The sequence below is a fragment of the Mycoplana sp. BE70 genome (assembly GCF_031455855.1).
Classification (GTDB): Bacteria; Pseudomonadota; Alphaproteobacteria; order Rhizobiales; family Rhizobiaceae; genus Mycoplana.
In genome coordinates this window covers 107,935-126,601 of record NZ_JAVDTM010000013.1, presented here as the reverse complement: position 1 = coordinate 126,601, position 18,667 = coordinate 107,935, and the positions used below count along the sequence as shown (strand labels likewise).

Below are 18,667 nucleotides of genomic sequence, written 5' to 3'. Positions count from 1 at the left end.
CCGGCCCCGGGGTTGACTTGACGGACCGCCAATGGTTCTTGGCACGATGCTTCGCGCCTAGTCCGAAGCGTCGACGGGCAGAGGGTATGACGGATCAGCAGCAGAGTGTCGCAAGGGAAGGGCAGCGGGGACTCCTCGGTGCGCTCCTTCTCATGCTTGCGCTGGTCGTCGGCCAGTTCGTCACCCTCGAGCGCAAGATCTCATTCAGATCCGGTGCAGAGCCGGCGGTGACCCGTACCACAGCCGAAAGGGCGGCCAACCGCGGCGCGCTGCCGCGGCCACTTTCGGCTGGCGGCGGGGCGAGCAGCAGTGACAACTGGCTGATTTCGAATGGCGGCGATCGACGTGTCGCCAAGATCAAGTCAGCCGGCAGTGGCGGTCCCTCCACCGATCCGGCTTTCGCCGTTTCCGGCGGATTCCTACCCGTTGTTGCTCGGCTCGACGCTCCGGTGGTGGTATCATTCGCCGATGCCAATCCGGCCGGCACGCCACGGCACAATTTCGAGGGCAGGGCGCCCCCAGCGCGTCTCCTCTAAGGCCGAACGGCCAAAGCTGGCGCTTAGGCGCCGCATTTTTCCGACGATACCCGGCGCTGCAAGGCTGTTTGCCAAGGCGCCTTCGCACATGAAGCGGAACATTCCATGCGCACATCCAAATGGGCCCTCACGGCCTATCTCGCCATCATCTTCTTCGGCGTACTGACCGCCGTTCCCAATATCCTGACTCCGGTGCAGCTGGAGAAGTTCGGCAGCTACCTGCCCGCCAAGCCGGTAACCCTCGGTCTCGACCTGAAGGGCGGTTCGCACCTCGTGCTCGAGGTCGATTCGGCGGCGCTGGCCAAGGCGCGCATGGACGTCCTGCTGAACGACGTGCGCGGTATCCTGCGCACGGCGGGCGAACGCGCGTCGGGCGCGCGATTGGCCGGCAATACGCTCGTCATTACGCCCACCGACCAGGCGGCCTTCGACAAGGTGCTGCCGGAAGTGCGCAAGCTGGCCGCCCCGGCGGGCGCGCTCGGCTTCGGCGCCAGCGCCCCGGACATCGACGTCCAGACCTCGGGCACCACCATCAACGTCACTCTGACCGAGGCCGGCCTGAACGACCGCATGACGGCTGCCGTCGACCAGAGCCTTGAGATCATCCGACGCCGCGTCGACCAGGTCGGTGTTGCCGAGCCGCTGATCCAGCGCGTCGGCGGCGACCGCATCCTCGTGCAGCTTCCCGGCCTGCAGGATCCGACCCGGCTTCGTCAGCTGCTCGGCTCGACCGCGCAAATGAGCTTCCATATGCTGGACGCTTCGGTCGATCCGAACGGCGTCGCGCCGCGCGGGGTGAGCATCCTTCCCGGCGCCAATGACGGCCAGAAATATGCGGTCGAGGACCGCGTCACGATCTCCGGCGACCGTCTCGCCGATGCCAAGGCCGGCTTTGACCAGCGCACCAACGAGCCGATCGTCTCGTTCACCTTCGACACGACCGGCGCGCGTCAGTTCGCCGAGATCACCAAGGCCAATGTCGGCCGCCCATTCGCCATCGTTCTCGACGGCAAGGTGCTGACGGCGCCCGTCATCCGCGAGCCGATCCTCGGCGGCCAGGGCCAGATCAGCGGCAACTTCACCCCCCAGGAAGCAACGGTCCTTTCGGCATTGCTGCGTTCGGGCGCGTTGCCGGCCCCGCTCACGATCATCGAGGAGCGCACCGTCGGTCCGAACCTCGGCAGCGATTCGATCCGCATGGGCCTCTATACGGGTCTCGCCGGGCTTGCCTTCGTCGTCGCCCTGATGGTCGGCCTCTATAGCGCCTGGGGCCTGATCGCCGTCGTCGGTCTGATCCTGCATACCGTCATGACCATCGGCACTCTCGGCCTGCTCGGTTCGACGCTGACCTTGCCCGGCATCGCCGGTATCATCCTCGGCATCGGCATGGCGGTCGACGCCAACATTCTCATCAACGCCCGTATCCGCGAGGAAACGGCGTCGGGTTCCGGCGCCATGAAGGCGCTCGACGTCGGCTTCAACAAGGCCTACGCGACCATCGTCGACGGCAACATGACGACGATGGTCGGCATGATCCTGCTCTTCATGTTCGGTAGCGGTCCGGTGCGCGGCTTCGCGATCACCATGATCATCGGCCTCGCGATCTCGATGTTCACCTCGATCACCGTCGTCCGCCTGCTGATGCGCGAGGTGGTGGTTCGCCGCAAGATGAAGACGATCTATATCCATTCGATCATCGGCGCTGTTCGGAGCATACCGAGCTTCTCCTTCATGCGCGGCCGCTTTGTCGCGATCGGCGTGTCGGCCGTCCTTTCGGTCAGCTCGATCATTCTCTTCTTCACCCCCGGCCTGAACTACGGCATCGATTTCGTCGGCGGCATCCAGGTCGAGGCGACGTCCAAGACGCCGATCGATCTAGCCACCGTTCGCGAGAAGATGGACAGTTTGAATCTCGGCGAAGTGGCGCTGCAGGAGTTCGGCCAGGGCACCTCGGTGCTGATCCGCGTCCAACGGCAGCCCGGTGGTGAGGAGGTGCAGACGGCCGCGCTGAACCAGATGCGCCAGGGCGTCGCGGAGGTCATTCCGGATGCGAGCTTTGAGCGCACGGAGGTGGTCGGCCCGACCGTCAGTTCCGAACTTGCCCGATCCGGCTTCCTCGCCGTCGGCCTCGGGATGCTGGCGATCCTGTTCTACATCTGGTGGCGATTCGAGTGGCATTTCGCGGTCGGTGCGATTGCGACGCTGATCCTCGACATTACCAAGATGATCGGCTTCTTCTCGCTGCTGCAGATCGACTTCAACCTGACCGCGATTGCCGCGGTGCTGACGCTGATCGGCTACTCGGTCAACGACAAGGTGGTGGTCTACGACCGCATGCGCGAGAACCTGCGCAAGTACAAGTCGATGCCGTTCTCCGACTTGATCGACCTGTCGATCAACCAGGTGATCATGCGATGCATCTTCACCTCCGTCGCCGTTGTCGTCTGCCTGCTGCCGATGGCGATCTGGGGCGGCGACACGGTCAAGCCGTTCGCCTGGCCGATGATCTTCGGCGTCGTTGTCGCCACGTCGTCGTCGATCTATATCGGCGGTCCGATCCTGCTCTTCCTGTCCCGCTGGTGGAGGGACCGCGAAGGCGGCCGCCTTCCCGCCGCGGCAGAGGGGCAGGCAGCCCTCGAGGAGAAATGAGGAGGGGCGCTCCGGCGCCCGCCTTCCAGCAGCAAAGCCGGTCGTAGACACCGGCTTTGCAGCCGTCCTGGCGGCGGTTCATTCGGGTTTTAATTCCCACAAACGGTTCCATCCTTGAACGGCGTCGAGCGCGGGGAGGGAATTGCTCAGTGCGGCGCGGCGCACCAAATCGAGTCCCGCGTCACCTGATTCAACAACGTCCAAATCACGCCGTTTTTTGCTGAATGTTGGTGTAGGCATATACCAATCCAAAAGGGGCGTTCATGGCTGATTCTTCGAAACGACTGCGTATCCTCGTGCTGTTTGGCGGGCGTTCGGCCGAGCATGATGTATCCGTGCTTTCCGCCACCAACGTCATGCGGGCGCTGAACCCTGCGAAATATGATGCGGTTCCCATATTTGTCAGTCGTGACGGGCAATGGCTGATGAGCCGTTTCAACGGCGGCGAACTGGAGAAGCCGTCGAGCGGTACGGAGGTTTGCCTCGTCTCCGGCGGATATGGGCGACTGATGGCGATCCCGACCGATGGCGCACCTTACGAGCTGCCGAAGGTCGACATCGTGTTTCCGGTCCTGCACGGACAGCACGGCGAGGACGGTTCGGTGCAGGGGCTCACCGAGGTCGCGTGCGTGCCGCTGGTCGGCTGCGGCATTCTCGGCTCGGCCACAGCCCTCGACAAGGATATTGCCAAGCGGCTGCTGAAGGAGGCGGGCTTGCCTGTTGCGCGCTCCGTCACGATCCACGACGGCGCAGCACCGGCTTTTGCCGAGCTGCGGGACGCGCTCGGGCTTCCGGTGTTCATCAAACCGGCACGGCAGGGCTCCTCCGTCGGCGTCAGCAAGGTTTCCAGCGAAGCGGAATACGAGGCGGCGCTCGCCGAAGGGTTCATCCACGACCACAAGCTGCTGGCCGAGGAGTTCGTCCGCGGACGGGAGATCGAATGCAGCGTGCTCGAGAGCCCGGATAGCAGTCTCTTCGTCTCCCGCCCCGGCGAAATCGTGCCGGCTGAAAGCCATGGCTTCTACAGCTATGACGCCAAGTACATCGACGAGGATGGTGCAGCGCTAAAGGTCCCGGCCGAGCTGCCGCAGGAGATCGAGGACAGGATCCGCGACGTTGCGGCGAAGGCATTCCAAGCGGTTGGCTGCGACGGCATGGCTCGGGTCGACTTCTTCCTGACGCCGGACATGCGATTCCTTCTGAACGAGGTCAACACGATCCCCGGCTTCACGGACATCAGCATGTATCCGAAGGCGATGGCCGCAAGCGGCATCAGTTATCCCGAACTGATCGACCGGCTGGTGGCGCATGGGCTTGCGCGTGACGGCCGGTCGACCTGAGGACGGGCTAGCTCATTGCGGGTTATCGTGCGGCGGTCTCAGCCGAACCGACCCGGCGAAAAGGCGGCCGGTTCGATCCCCTCGCGCGCAAAAACCTCCGGCAGCGGCTGTTCGGTGATCATGTTCGCTGCGAGTTGGCCCAATGCGGGTGAGGTGAGGATGCCATAGCCGCCCTGGCCTGCGAGCCAGAAGAAGGCGGGATTGTCCTTGGCCGGACCAATTACCGGCAGCCGGTCGGCGGAGAAGCTGCGCATGCCGGCCCAACTGCTGGCGATGCGGCCGATCTTCAGGTCCGTGGCTTCCTCGAGGTAGTGGACGGCATAGGCGACGTCGAGTTCCTCCGACTGGACGTCGGCGGGTTCGCAGGGTGTCTCGTCCGCGGGCGAGGCGAGCAGCCGGCCGGCATCCGGCTTGAAGTAGTAGATCTCGTCGATCTCGTTGATCTCCGGCAGCGCCGCGACATTGATGTCGGCGGGAAGATCGACGGTGATTGCGGTGCGACGATGCGGGACGATGCCCGCGGGTGCCACGCCGCAGCGCTGGGCAACCGTATCCGCCCAGCCGCCGCTCGCATTGACGACAATGTCGGCCGTGAATGCGCCGGTGGAGCTTTCCACCTTCCAGCGCCCGTCTTCCTGGCGCGCGCCGAGCAGTTCCGCGCCGGTCACGAGTTCAGCGCCGGCGCGCCGGGCGGAGCGCGCATAGCCCTGCAGCAAGGCATCAACGTCGATATCCCAGTAGTTGGGATCGAAATAGGCGGCGGCCACATAGTCCCGATCGAGGAACGGCACGCGCAGCAGCGCTTCCTCGACGGTCAGCGGCACGACGGCTACGCCCGCCGCTTCCGCCGCCTGCCGCGCCCGTGCGATGGCCTCTTCCTTGCCGACGGTGCCGATCCACAGGCTGCCGCGTGCGGTCAATAGGGGTACCGAGACAAAACCCTCCGGCGGGTTCTCCATGAAGGCGTGGCTGATGCGCGCGAGCGCATTCACCTCGGGGGCATTGTCGCGCAGCGTGAACTCGGCAGCGGACCGGCCGGTGCTGTGGTAGCCATGCGCCGTCTCACGCTCCAGCACGACGACGGTTCGCGAAGGGGCCAGAAAGTGCGCAAGCGACAGACCGGCGATCCCGCCACCGACGATAGCCACATCATAATGCTGCATGATATCCCCCTCCAGGCTCGTTGCGCGCGGTCGCGCCCATCCGATGGCCGGATTTTTTTGCGCTTCCGTCGCCAAGAACTTGCAACGTCGGCGCGACCATTGGCCCTGTCTAGGCGAGCCGCAGTACGCGTTCAAATTTATAGCCCTGAAGGCAGCTATCAATGCCGTTTATGCGGCTGCTTATTATGCATTCGGGTGCCGCCAGAGTGGGACGTCGCTCACATGAGCAAGGAAGGCCCGCTCGGCGGGATTGAGCGTGGCGCTGGGATTGGTGATGCGGAAAGTTTCCGTTTGCGGCAGGTCGCCATAGGGCGGCAGTTGCCACAGGTCGCCGGCTGTCCGGGCCGGGCCGGTCAGGTGCACCGGCAGCATGCCGATGCCGGCATTGGCGACGACGAGGCGCATGACCTCCTCGACGTTGAAGGCAATGGCGCGCACCTCCTGGCCGAACGAGCCGACCGCACGCACAGCGGTGACCGGTCCCATGTGCGGACCGCCCAGCACGTCGGATATGAAGCTGACATAGGGTTCGCCGCGCAGTTCCTCGATGCGCACGCCATCGACGCCGAAGAGCCGGTGGCCGCGGCCGCAATAGAGCGCATAGGTCTCGATGCAGAAGGGCTCCCTGTCGAGCCCCGCCGGAATTATCCCGTCCGAGATTCCGAGTGTGGCGATGCCGCGCTCCACCGAGCGGATGACATCGGAGGTCGTCTCAACGCGGACGCCGGCGGTCACGCGCGGATGCTGCCGGAAGAAGGAGGCAAGCGCCTTGTCCCATTCCGGGTTCAGCGCGTGGCTGACGGTGTGGATGGTGATATGGCCGGAAACTTCTTCGCCGGTCGGCTCCATTGCTTCGGGCAGGCGGACGACTGATGTGAAGATGTCGCGGCAGAGCGCGTGAAGCCGCTCGCCCGCGTCGGTCAGTTCGAACCGACCTGGCCGTCTGTCGATCAACTTGTAGCCGACCGTCTGCTCCAGCCGCTTCAGTGCCATGCTGACGGCGGGTTGCTGGAGGAGAAGTCGGTTCGCGGCCTTCGTGATGCTGCCTTCCTCCACCAGGACGACGAAGGTGCGAAGCAGGTTCCAGTCGAGATTGTGGGCGAAGCGTTCGAGGCGGTTGGTCGGCATGGGGGACGCTAGCGCATAAGCTCGGGAAACAGAACGGTTTTTTTCGAGCGGCCACGAGAATGGGCCGGAGGCGCTTCCGCCGCCGGCCCGCATGCGGGATGAGGCCTTTTTTACTTCATCGTGTAGACGTCGATGGCGAAATACTTGTCATTGATCTTCTGGTAGGTGCCATCGTCACGAATGTCCTTCAGGGCCTGGTTCAGGCGTTCGCGAAGGGCATTGTCCTCCTGGCGCACGGCGATCCCGACGCCGTCGCCGACGAACTTCTTGTCGGTGATCGGCTCGCCGATCAGCTCGCAGCAGGCCTTGCCGTCCTCGTTCTTCGTCACCCAGTCGAGAAGCGGGATCATGTCGCCAACCTGGAGATCCAGGCGACCGTTGGCCATGTCGAGGTTCACCTCGTCCTGGGTCGGATAGAGCTTGATGTCGGCATCGGGGTAGACGGCGGCAACATAGTTGGCCTGCGTCGTGCCGGACTGGGCGCCGATCGTCTTGCCCTTCATGCCTTCATTGGTGAAGTCGGTGATATTGGCACTCTTCGGGGCGGCGTGGGTCATGGCGGCGAGATAGTAGGGGTCGGTGAAGGACACCTGCTTCTTGCGTTCGTCGGTGATAAACATCGACGCGATGATCATGTCGTACTTCTTTGCCTGCAGGCCGGGGATGATGCCGTCCCAGTCCTGGGCCACGACCTCGCATTCGACTTTCATCTTCGCGCAGAGCGCCAGCCCGATATCGACGTCGAAGCCAGCGAGGTGTCCGGCTGAATCCTGGTAGTTGAAGGGCGGATAGGCGCCTTCGGTGCCGATCTTCAGCGTTTCGGCGGAGGCGGACGCGGCAAGCAAGGTTGTGGCGGCAAACGCCAAGGCGACGAGCTTCTTCTGCATGACTATTCCCCTGTTGTTTTCTGAGTTGTTCGCAGTCGGTGCGGTGAGCCTAGCGCCGCGCCCGGCATAAACGAAATAGATAGGCATTATAGCAGATATTGTTTCGACTTATGCGCGCGCCGTCCAACCGCTGGCAGATGCCTCGGCCCGTGCGGGCAAGACGTGACCTCAGACTTGCGTCAACCGGACGAGATAGCCTTCCACCGGCATGTCCGTCGTCAGCAGCACGACGCCCTCGATGAAGAGGCAGTCGAACCGGCGCAGTTCGGCGGCGTGGCTGCCAATATCTGCGCGTAGATCGCCGAGCGACATCAGTATCGTCACGCCGCCCGGGGCGTCGAAATGCCGTTGGCCTTCGAAGTGCCATCTTTCCAGCCGGTGGGTCCAACGCCCGCGTCGGCTCATGACGTTGAGATCGACGATCGGACCCTTCACCAGCGAGGCGTTGGTCACGATGTCGGCGGGAAAGGCGAAAGGATCGCTTTTCCGGGTCAGCGTGACTGCGGGCCGCCCCTCGAGCTCCAGCGTCATGCCTTCGCCCTCGGCGATCACCAGTGTGCGGTCGATCCCGGGAAATTGCGAGAAGGGGCCGGGGTTCGCGACGGTCGCCATGCTCACGCGCCAGTCGAAGTCGGAAAGGCCGGCATCCGGCGGAAACACGGCGATCTCCGCGGTTTCCCCGTTGCCATCCTTCCAGCGCATCCGACGATATTCCTCTGAGCGAACGATATGCATGGTCGTACTCCATAGCAACGTTTGTGAGCCAGTATACCGCAACGGTTCTCGACAGGATAACCGAGATTGTCCAACGCCTCTTCGCTTGCCACCGAGGTGACGGTGGAGCCGCCGCCGGCGCGGACAATCTCTTCGTAGGAGGCCCTCAAGACGCATCTCGCGCGCAGTCGCGTCCGTCCCTCCATTCATTTTCATCTCCGATGTGCCGCCGACATTGTTTCTTGCTTCCCTTGGCTATGAGTATTGTATATACATAATCATTGTCGATTGATCCACTGATCGCGCTCGTAGGTTGCGCGTACAGAGATCAACAGCGGGAGGCGTGCGTCGCCGACATGGATGACATCAATGTGCCTGTACCCCGGGAGCCGTCGTTACATCGGCGCATCCTCGAGGAGGTGGAAGGCAAGATCCTATCGGGTGAATGGCCGCCGGGTTTCCGTATCCCCTTCGAACACGAGCTGACCGAGCACTACGGTTGCTCGCGCATGACGGTCAACAAGGCCATCACCGAACTCGTCAAGCGCGGGCTGATCGAGCGGCGCCGCAAGTCCGGAAGCTTTGTCACGCAGCCCCACGCCCAGTCGGCGGTCCTGGAGATCCACGACATCGAGGCGGAGGTGCGCTCGCTCGGACTGCCGTACCGCTATGAAAGGCTGGCGCGTTTGGAGCGCGCGGCGAAGGTTGGCGACCGGAAGCTGCTGGACCTGCCGGCGGGGGCGAAGCTCATAGAGCTTTCAGCGCTCCACCATGCGGGCGCGCGGCCCTTCTGCCTCGAGGAGCGTATCATTAATCTGCAGGCAGTCCCGGAGGCGGCAGGGGAGGCCTTCGATACAGCGTCCGCCGGCCAGTGGCTGCTTGGACAGGTGCCGTGGAGCGCTGCCGAGCATCGGATCCGTGCCGTTGCCGCCGAACAACGTGTCGCCGACCTGCTGCGCATCGCCCCCGGGGCCGCCTGCCTGGTGATCGAACGCCGCACCTGGAGCGGTGGCAGCTATCTCACCCATGTTCATTTGACCTATCCCGGCGAAAGCCACGAACTGGTCGCCGAATTCGCGCCGACGCATCCGAAGGGGTGAGCTCACTCGATTGTCAGAACCGATGATTCCTTCCTCCGCGGCGTGGTCGAAGGGGCGAATGGCGAGCGGAATCCATTGGCATTGGTCAGTGTGATGAAATCCGTCCCCCTTCCGGTTTCCGCCTCGTAGCCGGCATCCGATATGGTGATCGACGCGCCGACGCCGACGAGTGCTGCGATCTGCTGGCGCAACTCCGCGGGGATGGCAACTCGGTCCAGAGCGCTCACGATTGGATCCTCTGCGGTCGACACTTCAATGATGCCTGGATCCTTGATGCCGAGGCTGCCGCGCACGCCGTAGGGCAGGTCGTTGTCCATCGTCACCCCGAGCCAGTCGACGTCCCCGCCGTCGACCCCGCGGGCGAGCAGGAAGTGCGTTCCGAGTTCGAGTTGCGGCTCGATGATGGTGATATTGCCTTCCAGGATCGGGTCGAAGTTTCTGCGCACGAAGAGCTTGCCGTTCGGAGGCAGGTCACGGCCCGCCTTTCGGAAAACCGCTTCGGCCAAGATCGGCGTGAAGGTTCCCTCTACGGCCAGCCCCTCGGCCGCCTGGAAGGCGCGGATCGCAGCGATCGTCAGCGCCCCATGCTTCCCGTCCGGCACGCCTGCATCGTAGCCGAGCCCGTTCAGCATTTCCTGCACGTCCTTGAGCGTGTCGCTTCCGGTCCGGCGTGTCATGAGGATGCGCACCGGTTCCGCCGGCGGTGTGCGCGCGATGCTTTCGGTGGTGGTGGGCTCGTCGATGGCGATCGGAACGGCGTCGGTCGAGGTCTCAGGTATTGCTGTTCGCAGCGTCACACCCGACAGCAGCGCCGTGTCGGAGGAATGGTGTGCTGAACTGAGCAGGGCCAGGGCCGGATGCTCGATCGGCCGGGGTTCGACCTCGCGGCCCGCAACCAGAACATGGCCGCCGAGGCGAGTCATCCTGAAGAGCTCCCTTGCGAACTTGCCGGGTATGCGGACACAGCCATGAGAGGCGGGGTAATCGGGTACATGATCCGACGCATGCAAGGCGATGCCCGACCAGGTCAGCCGCTGCATGAAAGGCATCGGCGCCTCGTCATAGATGTTGGAGTAGTGCATCGGTTTCTTCTCCAGAATCGAGAAGATGCCCGTCGGCGTGGTAAATCCGGGCATGCCGCTGGAGATGCTCGTGCTCGCCACCATCCTGTCGCCGTCGTAGACCTTCAGCGTCTGCTGGTCCCTCGAAACGATGACCTGCAGTGGCCCTTCGATCGCTGCGGCGAGCGCGGTGGTGGCTGTCAGGGCGAGGATTCCGATCCCGGTGGCGAGGCGCAAAAGCATGAGTCCCGTCCCTTACGCGATACTGGGGATATGCCGAGGCTACCGCCTCACCTTTAAGGAAGCCTATATGATTGCCGATTGTCGCCGCCGCGCAAGCAAAACTGCCGCGTATCGTTACCGGCGGTCCTTGCCGAAGGTGTAACCCGTTTCGACGCTCGTCTTGCCGAACTTGTCGCGCAAGGAGTTCATCGCCGCCTCGGCGGCGGCGCGCCGGCTGGCGGCCGGGTCGACGAGATCGGGCGGGTCGGCGCGCTGCGGATCGCAGAGGTCGGTGACGCCGATGCCGATCAGGCGAAACTTGGTGCCGTCGACTTCCTTCTTCAGCAATTCCATGCCGATGCGGAAGATCCGGTCGGCGAGCATCGTCGGGTCTTCGAGCTTGCGGTTGCGCGTGCGGCTCTTGAAGTCGGCGGTCTTGAGTTTCAGGACGACCGTGTGACCGGCGATGTCGGCCTTGCGCAGGCGGACCGCCACCTGTTCGCTCAGTCGGCGCAGGTGTGTGACGAGATCGTCCTGGGCGGAGATGTCGTCGAAGAAGGTCGTTTCAGAAGAGACGCTCTTGGCCGCATCGTTCAGGTGGACCTCCCGGTCGTCCTGCCCGCGCGAGAGGTGGTAGAGCCGCTTGCCCATGATACCGTAGCGTCGCATCAACTCGTTTTCCTCGATCGTCTGGAGTTGACCGATCTCGCGGATGCCGTCGCGCTCGAGCGTCTCGGCGAACGCCTTGCCGACACCCCAGATCAGGCGAACGGATTTCGCTCGCAGGAACTCGATCGCCTCGGCCCGGCCGATGACGGAGAAGCCGCGCGGCTTCTGCAGGTCGGAGGCGACCTTGGCGAGGAACTTGCAGTAGGACAGACCAATCGAGATCGTGATGCCGATCTCGCGTTCCACCCGCTGGGCGAAGCGGGCGAGCACGCGGGCCGGCGGATCGTGGTGCAGCCGCTCGGTGCCCTTGAGTTCGAGAAAGGCCTCGTCGATCGATAACGGCTGCACGAGTGGCGTCAGTTCCTGCATCAGCGTCCTGACCTCGCGGCCGACACGAACATACTTCTCCATGTCCGGCTTGATCACGACCGCCTGCGGGCAGGCTTCCAGCGCCTTGAACATCGGCATCGCCGACCGAACGCCGTGGATGCGGGCGACGTAGCAGGCGGTGGAGACGACACCGCGTTTTCCGCCGCCGATGATCACCGGCTTGTCGACAAGCTCGGGATTGTCCCGCTTCTCGATCGAGGCATAGAAGGCATCGCAATCGATGTGGGCGAGCGTCAGGGCGTAGAGCTCGTCATGATAAACGAGGCGGGGGCTGCCGCACTTTTGGCAACGGCGTTGCGTTGGCGGCTGCCCGGCGAGGCAATCGCGACAAAAACCAGGATGATGCGTCTCTGCTTGCTGCATGTCGAGAACAAAGGTTGAACGGCCGCAGATTAGCTTCCAGGTTGATGAGTCTCAAGAGCCGCGTTTGAACCCAGCAGCATTGCATGAGATTGGAGGAGGGCAGTCGTGGCTATTTCCGAGCGCGTGCTCGGCGGCGCGGCCCGGCACTCGCATCACCCGCCTGCCGGTTTTGCGAAGTGGCTGCGGATCAGCCGCGCGGCGTGGCTCCAGTCGGTCGCGCGCAGGACGTTCGCGCCCGGGTCGGGTGCCATCGCGCGGAACGCCTCGTTGGCCATCAACCGCACGAGCAGCGCCTCGGGGGCGCTTTGCTGGACGGACAGATGATTGAAGTGGATGTCGTCGATGAATGCGAGCGGCAGGGTTCGGGCGCCGTGCAGGGCGTGGACGACGGGGCCTTTCGCCTCCTCCGTCGCCACCATGGGAAAGGCGAGGCCGATACGGTCGAGCAGGCGCCGGCGCGCCGCGACATGGCGGGGCGGCATGGCGGTCAGGAACACGACGTCGGCATCGCGGCCAAGGGCCAGAACCGTTTCGACGGCAAGGGCGGCCGGCATCTGCCAGGCTTCTTGCGTGGCGAAAAAATCCTCCTGCAGCGCATCGACGACCGCATCGAGGGCGGCCTCGCCGGTTGCGCTGTCGATGATGTTGCCGTGCAGCCGGAAGGAGCGTGGCAGCAGGTCGTGGCCGTGGCTCCGCAGGAAGGCGCCGAACGGCGAAAGGTATTCGAGCACGACCTCATCGATATCGCAGACGAGCAGCGGCCTGTCGCCAAGGCGAATGTGGTCGAGCATGACGGGGTCCCTGGCCATCACCAGCCGCTGTCGTGGCCGCCACCGCTGAGGCTGGCGTGTGCGCGCACCACTTGCTCCGGTTTCGTTCCGGTCGCCTCGCAGAAAGCCATCAATGTCGGCTCGTGGCCCATGAGAAAGTCGACAAGCCCGGCAAGGAAACCGCGGTTGGTTGCCGCGGCGCGCACGTCCGAGGGGTCGACACCGGTCAAGGCCAGGAAGCGGGACAAAAGTTCCGGTTCAGCGGCCAGCCAGGCGAGGACTGCGATCGCCGTCGATTCGGCGGCCTGGGCCGATGTATCTTTTTGGCTTTGCATGGCAATTTCCCGGAAAAGTTACCTTTTGGTCAACCAAATGCCGCTATCTTCGCAAGGATTGTGCTGGGTGAATTCGGCATTGCGGCAACTTATATCTCTCTCGGGGGCGTTGCAAAGCTGGAGTGAGGGGCAAGGACGTGTAATGCCGAAACAGGTGATGATAGTCGAGGACAACGAGCTTAACATGAAGCTCTTCCGGGACCTCATCGAGGCGTCCGGTTATACGACGATCCAGACCAGAAATGGCATGGAAGCCCTTGATCTCGCCCGCCGCTACCGCCCAGATCTGATCCTGATGGACATCCAGTTGCCCGAGGTTTCCGGCCTCGAGGTGACGAAGTGGCTGAAGGAGGACGATGAACTGCACGTCATCCCCGTGATCGCCGTCACGGCCTTCGCGATGAAGGGCGACGAGGAGCGAATCCGCCAGGGGGGATGCGAGGCCTACGTCTCCAAGCCGATTTCGGTGCCGAAGTTCATCGAGACGATCAAGACTTATCTGGGCGATGCCTGAGGCGGGGACGGGACGATGACAGCACGCATCCTCGTCGTCGATGACATTCCCGCCAACGTCAAGCTGCTGGAGGCACGGCTTCTGGCCGAGTATTTCGACGTGCTGACGGCGGCAAACGGCTACGATGCGCTTGCGATCTGCGAACGAACCCAGGTCGACCTCATCCTTCTCGACGTGATGATGCCGGGCATCGACGGCTTCGAGGTGTGCGAGCGGCTCAAGGACAATCCGCGCACGGCGCATATTCCCGTCGTGATGGTCACGGCGCTGGACCAGCCTTCCGACCGGGTGAGGGGGCTCAAGGCCGGGGCCGACGACTTCCTGACCAAGCCGGTGAACGACCTGCAGCTGATGTCGCGGGTAAAGAGCCTGGTGCGGCTGAAGACCCTGACCGACGAACTGAGGGGACGGGCGGCGGCCGCTCACGCGATTGGCGTGGAGGCGGGGCTTGTTGCTGCCCTCGGCGACGAACCCGGCTCGGTCCTGCTCGTGGACGGCCGCGGCAGCTCACAGGAGCGGATCGTCCGCGCGCTTCGGCCGATTGCTGACGTCACCTGCATGTCCGATCCGCAGGCGGCCTTGTTCGAGGCTGCAGAAAATCCATTTGAGCTCGTCATCGTCAACGCCAATTTCACCGAGTACGATCCCCTGCGGCTGTGTTCGCAATTGCGGTCGCTGGAGCGCACGCGCTACCTGCCGATCCTGCTGATCTCCGAACAGGACAATGACGACATGGTGGTTCGCGCCCTCGATCTTGGCGTGACCGACTACCTGATGCGCCCGATCGAGCCGAATGAGCTTTTGGCCCGCAGCCTGACCCAGATCCGCAGGAAACGGTACAACGACCGGCTTCGCTCCAGCGTGACCCAGTCGATCGAGCTCGCGGTCATCGACGGCCTGACCGGATTGCACAATCGCCGCTATCTCGACAGTCATCTGAAGCTTCTGGTGGACCGCTCGATGGCGCGTGGTCGCGAGATGTCCATCTGCATCACCGACATCGACCGCTTCAAGCTCATCAATGACACGTACGGCCATGATGTCGGCGATGCGGTCCTGCGCGAGTTCGCAAACAGGTTGCGGACCGCCGTGCGCGGCGCCGATCTCGCATGCCGGTACGGCGGAGAGGAATTTGTGCTTGTCATGCCGGATACCTCGGCTGAGACGGCAACGGCCGTCGCCGAGCGGCTGCGGATGACGATCGAACAGGAACCCTTTTCGGTTCCAGGCGTCGCAGCCGCCCTGCAAGTGACGGCTTCGCTTGGTATCGCGTCGCTTCTTTCGGATAGTGACGGGCCCGACGGGCTGATGAAGCGCGCGGACAAGGCGCTCTACGAAGCCAAGCGAAGCGGCCGCAACCGCGTTGTGGCCGCCGCCGCGTAGCAACTCATATCCCTGGCCGGCCTTCGCCGGTGCCCTTTTGCCCGCACAGTCGTTTCACCGATCGAATCGCAGGGTGCGTTGCGTGGCAAATACAGCACAGTCTCCATGCAGAATTTGTTTTCCACAGCTTTCCTTGGCGAAACCTGATCACGGGTCAAGTTTCCCCGGCGCAGCAAGCCGGCAGCGCTTGCTAACCCATGTGTTGTAGTGAGAGCCGAAAATTTTCCGTCCAGGCTACTTTTAGTAATTTATAATACTGTTTGGGTTTGTTAATGTATTCAATGTCTTCTGAATGCGGGGTGGATGGGGTTACCCGGCGTCAGGGCATATAGTACCGGCGATATGCATCTGGGGGTTGTTGATTTCGCCGATAAATATTGTTGTAAATCATAACGTTTTCTTCGCCTGATTCCCTGTGGTGTAGGCAAACGAATTAACCATGGCTGCTGGCGGTGCGTCGGCGGCGCCTAAGATTTCGTTGATTTTTTTTCAATTCCGCGCAATCCTCTCCTTAAAGGTGAGCGTAAGAGCTCCTTACCGGTTACGTTACCCCATGATGCTAGGTCCGCCGCATCTCCTGGGTCGTGGGGTCGGCCGGCTGGTGACGACATAAGCGGAATCCTCGTGCCGTGGTCTTCCTCAGCCGGCCCCCATTTGACGCCGCTTCCGAAAGGAGGCGGCGTCGTGGTTTTCACCATCCTCCATTGAAAGACTTTGTGCTGGGATCGCTTGCAAGGCGGTGGTGTCCGGTGCTTGTCGGGTGGAGTACCGGACATGAAAAAGGGTGCGCCGCTTGCGCGGGCGCCCTTTTAAGGACCGAAGAAATCAGGCTTACTTGATCTTGGTTTCCTTGAACTCGACGTGCTTGCGCACGACCGGGTCATACTTCGTCTTGGTCATCTTTTCCGTCATCGTGCGGCTGTTCTTCGTCGTGACGTAGAAAGTGCCGGTGTCGGCCGTCGACAGCAGCTTGATCTTGATGGTGGTAGCCTTGGCCATGGTCGTCCTGCCTTTACAAAAACGAAGCCGTGGACGACCAGTCCGGTTCCACGGCGTTGAACTCTAAATGTGGCGCGAAACTACAAATCGCGCCCGAAAAGTCAAGCCCGTTTTGGCCGCATTGCCATGCGCGCAAGGGAAAGTGCGACATAGAGTCCGAAGAAGAACACGATTGCCCATGCAAAGCCGTTCGCGCCGGCAATATCGATGGCCGCGCCGATCGCCTGCGGTCCGGCGACGGTGCCCACCGCGTAGCAGAAGATGAAGGCAGCGTTGGCAGCGGCAAGGTCGGCGCCGTGGAGGCGGGATCCGAGATGGCTGAGGCCGACGGTATAGAGACCGGCCACGCAGCCGCCCCAGAACAGCAGTACCGTCGCCATCAGCAGCCAGTTTTCCGCCAGGAGCGGCAGTGACGCCGCGCCAATCAGGCCGATCAGTGCCATGATCGACAACAGGCTGCGCCGGTCCTTCATCCGGTCGGAGAGCATGCCGAGCGGGATCTGGAAGATGAAGTTGCCGATTCCCATGACGGTGAGGAGCAGGGCCGCCTGCGATTCGCTGAAGCCGATGCGCGTCGCATAGATCGGAAACAGCGACAGGCCTCCGACTTCGACCGCGCCAAAGATGAACACGGCAGCCGTGGCCGTGGGCACGAGGAAGACGTAGCGCAGAAAATGCAGTTCAGGCTTTTCCTCGATGGTCGGGCTTTCCTTGCGGGCGATCAGGATGGGGACGGCCGCAAGCAGGATTACAAAGGCACCGACGGCGAAGGGGCGGGGCCCGTCGCTGCCGAGCAGGGAGAACAGGAGCGGGCCAGCGGCGAAGCCCAGCGAGAGCACGGTCGCGTAGATGCCCAGCACCAGCCCGCGCCGGCGCGGCGGGGCGGCGGCGTTGATCCAGAACTCCGACAGGATGAAGATCATCGTGATCGCGCCGTGAAACACCAGGCGCAGCGGAAACCACAGCCAGAAATTCTGGATGAAGTAAAAGCCGAGTGAACTGGCGGCGGCCAGGACGATCGCCGTCACCATCGTGGTCGATGTACCGTACCGATGCGCGATCTGCGTGGTGAAGGGGGCTGCGAGCATCGAAGCGATGCCCGCCATCGCGGAATTCAGGCCGATCAGCGTCGAGGGAATGCCGCGCTTTTCCATGATGATGCTGAGTAGCGGCAGGCCAAGGCCGATCGCAATGCCGACGGCCGAAATCGCCGCGATCGCAGCGAAGAGCGAACGCCAGTGAATGCTGTCCACCGGGGTCTTTTTGCCGGACTGCGATTTTGACATCAGCACATGGCCTTAAAGCGTATTGCGGACAACCTGCCCGCGATGGTTCCGAAAGAAAGCCACGTGTGTCCCGAACGGCAGGGACGGGTCCTCCTGCAGGCACCGCTTCAGTTCTTCGAGCACCTGGATGGTGATCATGTGCATATCGACATCTAACTGCTCGAATATGTCGATCCAGCGCAGATCCAGGAGTTCGTGACTGTCTGCTGCTGCCGTCGGGTCGATCTCGGCTTCATCGGTGAACAGGGCGAAGAAACGCGTGTCGAACCGACGCGATTGGCCCGGCGGGGTGATCGCGCGGGCGAAGAAGCGCAGAGCCGAGAGATCGGGGAGAAAGGGCAACGCGCCCGGTTTGCCGGAGACGTGATTGCCGATGGTCAATCCGGCCTCTTCGTGAAGTTCGCGCAGGGCCGCAACGCCGAGCCCGTGCAGCGTCGCCTGCCTTGTTCGTGCCGGTGTGTGCAAGAGCAGCCGCTCGATGGCGGCTGGATGCAGCGGCGCGCTGACGGGCGTGCGCGAATCGTGGCGGTCACGGCGACCGCCCGGAAAGACGTAGACGTCCGGCATGAAGACGTGCTTGCTGCTGCGCTTGCCCACCAAAACGCGAAATCGGTCCAGCGATCGGTCGATCAGGAGGACAGAGGCGGCATCGACCGGCCGCAGGGGGGCAGGTTTCGTCATGCGGCCGGGTCGTGATGCGGACCCGCGAGTTTGTCGGTTTCGCCGCCGAAACCATGCATCTTGAGTGCCCATTGCAGGCCGATCACGCCGCCCTTGACCGGCTGCATGAGGCCTAGCGCCCCCAGGAGTGTCAGGGGAGCCCAGATCGCAAGGTGCACCCAGGTGGGGAACGGAAAGATGAGGTCGGTCATCATGTAGCCAGCGATAACGATATGACCGACGATGGTGATCACGATATAGGGCGGCAGGTCGTCGGCGCGGTGATGCAGCATCTCCTCGCCGCAGACAGAACAGTCGTCGACCGGCTTGAGAAACGCCTTGAACAGGCGTCCTTCACCGCAGGCCGGGCAGCGGTTGAGCAGACCACGTTTGATCGCCCGGCCGACCGGACGGTCGTATCCCGAAGCGTCCGGACCAATTTTCGTCTGTTGAAACGTCGCCTGCATATCCATGTCCTTCTGCCGGCGCCACTTGCCG

The 18,667-nt window shown here is 63.1% G+C and carries 19 protein-coding genes; 6 read left to right on the top strand and 13 right to left on the bottom strand.

The window, feature by feature from the left end; translation table 11 throughout:
- The first annotated feature begins 86 nt into the window (after nt 1–86).
- Nucleotides 87–536 (top strand): hypothetical protein, encoded by a 450-nt coding sequence (locus J2Y48_RS21520; RefSeq protein ID WP_310422312.1) that lies wholly within the window; start codon nt 87–89, stop codon nt 534–536.
- A 105-nt stretch (nt 537–641) separates the two neighbouring features.
- Complete coding sequence (gene secD, locus J2Y48_RS21515) at nt 642–3,185, top strand: protein translocase subunit SecD (protein ID WP_310422309.1); 2,544 nt, start codon at nt 642–644, stop codon at nt 3,183–3,185.
- A 78-nt stretch (nt 3,186–3,263) separates the two neighbouring features.
- Here the strand turns inward: secD and J2Y48_RS21510 are convergent, their stop codons facing one another.
- Nucleotides 3,264–3,425 (bottom strand): hypothetical protein, encoded by a 162-nt coding sequence (locus J2Y48_RS21510; RefSeq protein WP_310422306.1) that lies wholly within the window; start codon nt 3,423–3,425, stop codon nt 3,264–3,266.
- A gap of 23 nt (nt 3,426–3,448) precedes the next feature.
- On the opposite strand from J2Y48_RS21510, the gene J2Y48_RS21505 reads away from it, so the two are divergent.
- Entirely contained in the window at nt 3,449–4,525 is a 1,077-nt protein-coding gene (locus J2Y48_RS21505; protein WP_310422303.1) for a D-alanine--D-alanine ligase family protein, read from the top strand.
- A 38-nt stretch (nt 4,526–4,563) separates the two neighbouring features.
- Here J2Y48_RS21505 and J2Y48_RS21500 read toward each other — a convergent pair whose 3' ends face one another.
- The 4 genes from J2Y48_RS21500 to J2Y48_RS21485 all read right to left on the bottom strand — a co-directional run bounded on the left by J2Y48_RS21500 (nt 4,564) and on the right by J2Y48_RS21485 (nt 8,405).
- Nucleotides 4,564–5,688 carry an FAD-binding oxidoreductase gene (locus tag J2Y48_RS21500; protein WP_310422300.1) on the bottom strand — a complete coding sequence of 375 codons (1,125 nt, stop codon included), beginning with the start codon at nt 5,686–5,688 and terminating at the stop codon, nt 4,564–4,566.
- Nucleotides 5,689–5,871: 183 nt separating this feature from the next.
- Nucleotides 5,872–6,816, bottom strand: coding sequence for a LysR family transcriptional regulator (locus J2Y48_RS21495; protein ID WP_310422298.1), 945 nt, complete (start codon nt 6,814–6,816; stop codon nt 5,872–5,874).
- Nucleotides 6,817–6,926: 110 nt separating this feature from the next.
- Nucleotides 6,927–7,703 (bottom strand): ABC transporter substrate-binding protein, encoded by a 777-nt coding sequence (locus J2Y48_RS21490; protein ID WP_310422295.1) that lies wholly within the window; start codon nt 7,701–7,703, stop codon nt 6,927–6,929.
- A gap of 168 nt (nt 7,704–7,871) precedes the next feature.
- A complete protein-coding gene (locus tag J2Y48_RS21485) occupies nt 7,872–8,405 on the bottom strand; it encodes a HutD family protein (RefSeq protein WP_405030274.1) in 534 nt (177 codons plus the stop codon).
- A gap of 368 nt (nt 8,406–8,773) precedes the next feature.
- Between J2Y48_RS21485 and hutC the strand changes: the two genes are divergently transcribed.
- The gene (gene hutC, locus J2Y48_RS21480; RefSeq protein WP_310422289.1) at nt 8,774–9,517 is read left to right on the top strand and encodes a histidine utilization repressor; all 744 of its coding nucleotides are present in this window, start codon (nt 8,774–8,776) and stop codon (nt 9,515–9,517) included.
- Nucleotides 9,518–9,519: 2 nt separating this feature from the next.
- On the opposite strand, the gene J2Y48_RS21475 is transcribed toward hutC, so the two are convergent.
- The 4 genes from J2Y48_RS21475 to J2Y48_RS21460 form a co-directional block, all read right to left on the bottom strand.
- Nucleotides 9,520–10,821 (bottom strand): L,D-transpeptidase family protein, encoded by a 1,302-nt coding sequence (locus tag J2Y48_RS21475; RefSeq protein ID WP_310422286.1) that lies wholly within the window; start codon nt 10,819–10,821, stop codon nt 9,520–9,522.
- 114 nt (nt 10,822–10,935) lie between these two features.
- Nucleotides 10,936–12,222: a DNA polymerase IV gene (locus J2Y48_RS21470; RefSeq protein WP_310422283.1), complete on the bottom strand. Its 1,287-nt coding sequence runs from the start codon at nt 12,220–12,222 to the stop codon at nt 10,936–10,938.
- A 152-nt stretch (nt 12,223–12,374) separates the two neighbouring features.
- Nucleotides 12,375–13,013 carry a hypothetical protein gene (locus tag J2Y48_RS21465; protein WP_310422280.1) on the bottom strand — a complete coding sequence of 213 codons (639 nt, stop codon included), beginning with the start codon at nt 13,011–13,013 and terminating at the stop codon, nt 12,375–12,377.
- A gap of 17 nt (nt 13,014–13,030) precedes the next feature.
- Entirely contained in the window at nt 13,031–13,327 is a 297-nt protein-coding gene (locus J2Y48_RS21460; protein WP_310422277.1) for a DUF3572 domain-containing protein, read from the bottom strand.
- 142 nt (nt 13,328–13,469) lie between these two features.
- Between J2Y48_RS21460 and J2Y48_RS21455 the strand changes: the two genes are divergently transcribed.
- Complete coding sequence (locus tag J2Y48_RS21455) at nt 13,470–13,841, top strand: response regulator (protein ID WP_108001214.1); 372 nt, start codon at nt 13,470–13,472, stop codon at nt 13,839–13,841.
- A 15-nt stretch (nt 13,842–13,856) separates the two neighbouring features.
- Complete coding sequence (locus J2Y48_RS21450; protein WP_310422274.1) at nt 13,857–15,224, top strand: PleD family two-component system response regulator; 1,368 nt, start codon at nt 13,857–13,859, stop codon at nt 15,222–15,224.
- An 831-nt stretch (nt 15,225–16,055) separates the two neighbouring features.
- On the opposite strand, the gene rpmG is transcribed toward J2Y48_RS21450, so the two are convergent.
- The 4 genes from rpmG to J2Y48_RS21430 all read right to left on the bottom strand — a co-directional run bounded on the left by rpmG (nt 16,056) and on the right by J2Y48_RS21430 (nt 18,636).
- On the bottom strand, nt 16,056–16,223 hold the full coding sequence (gene rpmG, locus J2Y48_RS21445) for a 50S ribosomal protein L33 (RefSeq protein ID WP_258162352.1): 168 nt from the start codon (nt 16,221–16,223) through the stop codon (nt 16,056–16,058).
- A gap of 101 nt (nt 16,224–16,324) precedes the next feature.
- Nucleotides 16,325–17,509, bottom strand: coding sequence for an MFS transporter (locus J2Y48_RS21440; RefSeq protein WP_310422271.1), 1,185 nt, complete (start codon nt 17,507–17,509; stop codon nt 16,325–16,327).
- 12 nt (nt 17,510–17,521) lie between these two features.
- A complete protein-coding gene (locus J2Y48_RS21435; protein WP_310422268.1) occupies nt 17,522–18,190 on the bottom strand; it encodes an NUDIX hydrolase in 669 nt (222 codons plus the stop codon).
- Complete coding sequence (locus J2Y48_RS21430; protein WP_405030278.1) at nt 18,187–18,636, bottom strand: DUF983 domain-containing protein; 450 nt, start codon at nt 18,634–18,636, stop codon at nt 18,187–18,189. Before J2Y48_RS21430 ends, J2Y48_RS21435 begins: the two co-directional genes overlap by 4 nt.
- Nucleotides 18,637–18,667 lie beyond the last annotated feature (31 nt).

Excerpts from the sequence above, each read along its gene's own strand:
- J2Y48_RS21505 (WP_310422303.1), top strand. The coding sequence starts at position 3,449 with ATGGCTGATTCTTCGAAACGACTGCGTATCCTCGTGCTGTTTGGCGGG.
- J2Y48_RS21475 (WP_310422286.1), bottom strand. The coding sequence starts at position 10,821 with ATGCTTTTGCGCCTCGCCACCGGGATCGGAATCCTCGCCCTGACAGCC.
- J2Y48_RS21510 (WP_310422306.1), bottom strand. The coding sequence starts at position 3,425 with ATGCCTACACCAACATTCAGCAAAAAACGGCGTGATTTGGACGTTGTT.
- rpmG (WP_258162352.1), bottom strand. The coding sequence starts at position 16,223 with ATGGCCAAGGCTACCACCATCAAGATCAAGCTGCTGTCGACGGCCGAC.
- J2Y48_RS21450 (WP_310422274.1), top strand. The coding sequence starts at position 13,857 with ATGACAGCACGCATCCTCGTCGTCGATGACATTCCCGCCAACGTCAAG.
- J2Y48_RS21495 (WP_310422298.1), bottom strand. The coding sequence starts at position 6,816 with ATGCCGACCAACCGCCTCGAACGCTTCGCCCACAATCTCGACTGGAAC.
- J2Y48_RS21490 (WP_310422295.1), bottom strand. The coding sequence starts at position 7,703 with ATGCAGAAGAAGCTCGTCGCCTTGGCGTTTGCCGCCACAACCTTGCTT.
- hutC (WP_310422289.1), top strand. The coding sequence starts at position 8,774 with ATGGATGACATCAATGTGCCTGTACCCCGGGAGCCGTCGTTACATCGG.
- J2Y48_RS21430 (WP_405030278.1), bottom strand. The coding sequence starts at position 18,636 with ATGCAGGCGACGTTTCAACAGACGAAAATTGGTCCGGACGCTTCGGGA.
- J2Y48_RS21520 (WP_310422312.1), top strand. The coding sequence starts at position 87 with ATGACGGATCAGCAGCAGAGTGTCGCAAGGGAAGGGCAGCGGGGACTC.
- J2Y48_RS21485 (WP_405030274.1), bottom strand. The coding sequence starts at position 8,405 with ATGCGCTGGAAGGATGGCAACGGGGAAACCGCGGAGATCGCCGTGTTT.
- J2Y48_RS21500 (WP_310422300.1), bottom strand. The coding sequence starts at position 5,688 with ATGCAGCATTATGATGTGGCTATCGTCGGTGGCGGGATCGCCGGTCTG.
- J2Y48_RS21435 (WP_310422268.1), bottom strand. The coding sequence starts at position 18,190 with ATGACGAAACCTGCCCCCCTGCGGCCGGTCGATGCCGCCTCTGTCCTC.
- J2Y48_RS21460 (WP_310422277.1), bottom strand. The coding sequence starts at position 13,327 with ATGCAAAGCCAAAAAGATACATCGGCCCAGGCCGCCGAATCGACGGCG.
- J2Y48_RS21465 (WP_310422280.1), bottom strand. The coding sequence starts at position 13,013 with ATGCTCGACCACATTCGCCTTGGCGACAGGCCGCTGCTCGTCTGCGAT.
- J2Y48_RS21440 (WP_310422271.1), bottom strand. The coding sequence starts at position 17,509 with ATGTCAAAATCGCAGTCCGGCAAAAAGACCCCGGTGGACAGCATTCAC.
- J2Y48_RS21470 (WP_310422283.1), bottom strand. The coding sequence starts at position 12,222 with ATGCAGCAAGCAGAGACGCATCATCCTGGTTTTTGTCGCGATTGCCTC.
- secD (WP_310422309.1), top strand. The coding sequence starts at position 642 with ATGCGCACATCCAAATGGGCCCTCACGGCCTATCTCGCCATCATCTTC.
- J2Y48_RS21455 (WP_108001214.1), top strand. The coding sequence starts at position 13,470 with ATGCCGAAACAGGTGATGATAGTCGAGGACAACGAGCTTAACATGAAG.